Annotated in this window: 10 tRNA genes; all 10 read left to right on the top strand. The window is 50.8% G+C overall.

The features are described 5' to 3' along the window. Positions 1 to 15: 15 nt before the first annotated feature. Positions 16 to 92 (top strand) — tRNA-Met (locus ACFRAK_RS29270). Positions 93 to 101: 9 nt separating this feature from the next. Next, positions 102 to 177: transfer RNA gene (locus ACFRAK_RS29265), tRNA-Val, on the top strand. Between the two features lie 28 nt (positions 178 to 205). Then, positions 206 to 282 (top strand) — tRNA-Met (locus ACFRAK_RS29260). 32 nt (positions 283 to 314) lie between these two features. After that, positions 315 to 391, top strand: a tRNA-Asp gene (locus ACFRAK_RS29255). Between the two features lie 24 nt (positions 392 to 415). Further along, positions 416 to 491, top strand: a tRNA-Lys gene (locus tag ACFRAK_RS29250). 14 nt (positions 492 to 505) lie between these two features. Then, positions 506 to 589: transfer RNA gene (locus ACFRAK_RS29245), tRNA-Leu, on the top strand. 7 nt (positions 590 to 596) lie between these two features. Then, positions 597 to 671: transfer RNA gene (locus ACFRAK_RS29240), tRNA-Gly, on the top strand. Between the two features lie 4 nt (positions 672 to 675). Beyond that, a tRNA-Arg gene (locus ACFRAK_RS29235) sits at positions 676 to 752 on the top strand. Between the two features lie 20 nt (positions 753 to 772). Then, positions 773 to 846, top strand: a tRNA-Pro gene (locus tag ACFRAK_RS29230). 11 nt (positions 847 to 857) lie between these two features. Next, positions 858 to 931, top strand: a tRNA-Gly gene (locus ACFRAK_RS29225). The last annotated feature ends 261 nt before the right edge of the window (positions 932 to 1,192 follow it).

Genomic DNA, 1,192 nt, shown 5'->3' with positions numbered 1-1,192 from the left:
GCAATAGGTTTATATGGCGGTGTAGCTCAGCTGGCTAGAGCGTACGGTTCATACCCGTGAGGTCGGGGGTTCGATCCCCTCCGCCGCTACCATACATACCTGGAGGCTTAGCTCAGCTGGGAGAGCATCTGCCTTACAAGCAGAGGGTCGGGGGTTCGAACCCCTCAGCCTCCACCATGAAATACTTGAATAACCCTTTTAATGACGCGGGGTGGAGCAGTTCGGTAGCTCGTCGGGCTCATAACCCGAAGGTCGCAGGTTCAAATCCTGCCCCCGCAACCAATTTTATATCGCTTATTGCGATAGTGCCTCATGGAACTGTGGTGTAGAGGCCTAACATGCCTGCCTGTCACGCAGGAGATCGCGGGTTCGAATCCCGTCAGTTCCGCCATTCTTATTAGTTTCACTCTGATAAGAGCCATTAGCTCAGTTGGTAGAGCACCTGACTTTTAATCAGGGTGTCGAAGGTTCGAGTCCTTCATGGCTCACCATTGTTTCATCTTGTGCGCGTGTGGCGGAATTGGCAGACGCACTAGACTTAGGATCTAGCGTCTTTGACGTGGGGGTTCAAGTCCCTCCACGCGCACCATGTTTTTGCGGACGTGGCTCAGCGGTAGAGCATCGCCTTGCCAAGGCGAGGGTCGCGGGTTCGATTCCCGTCGTCCGCTCCATTATGCGCCCTTAGCTCAGCTGGATAGAGCGTTTGACTACGAATCAAAAGGTCGGGAGTTCGAATCTCTCAGGGCGTGCCATTTTTTATAAGATCATATTTCGGGATGTAGCTCAGCTTGGTAGAGCACCTGGTTTGGGACCAGGGGGTCGCATGTTCAAATCGTGTCATCCCGATTGTTACATCTGCGGGTGTAGTTCAATGGTAGAACTCCAGCCTTCCAAGCTGGTAGCGTGGGTTCGATTCCCATCACCCGCTCCATACTTAAACAAGACATCACCGTGCGTGATGTTTTTTTACATTCATTTGCGACTGTTCTGCAAAGTGATTAGACGGGTATATCTGAAGCGGTAAAAAGCGATCTGTGCGGGCCGCTTTTTGTTGTCTTTATAATGCTTTTGGCAAGATTCTATGGAGCAAGTAATCGGCATAAGCAAAGCGTTCAAAAACTATTATTTATTAACGAGCGCAGCGAGGTAAGCTATGGATCAAGTATTCGCAGACGGAACCGAAACTATGGTG

This window comes from Peribacillus sp. NPDC056705 (assembly GCF_043656335.1).
Note: the sequence above shows the minus strand (reverse complement) of the source record. Positions and strands in the feature narration are given on the sequence as shown.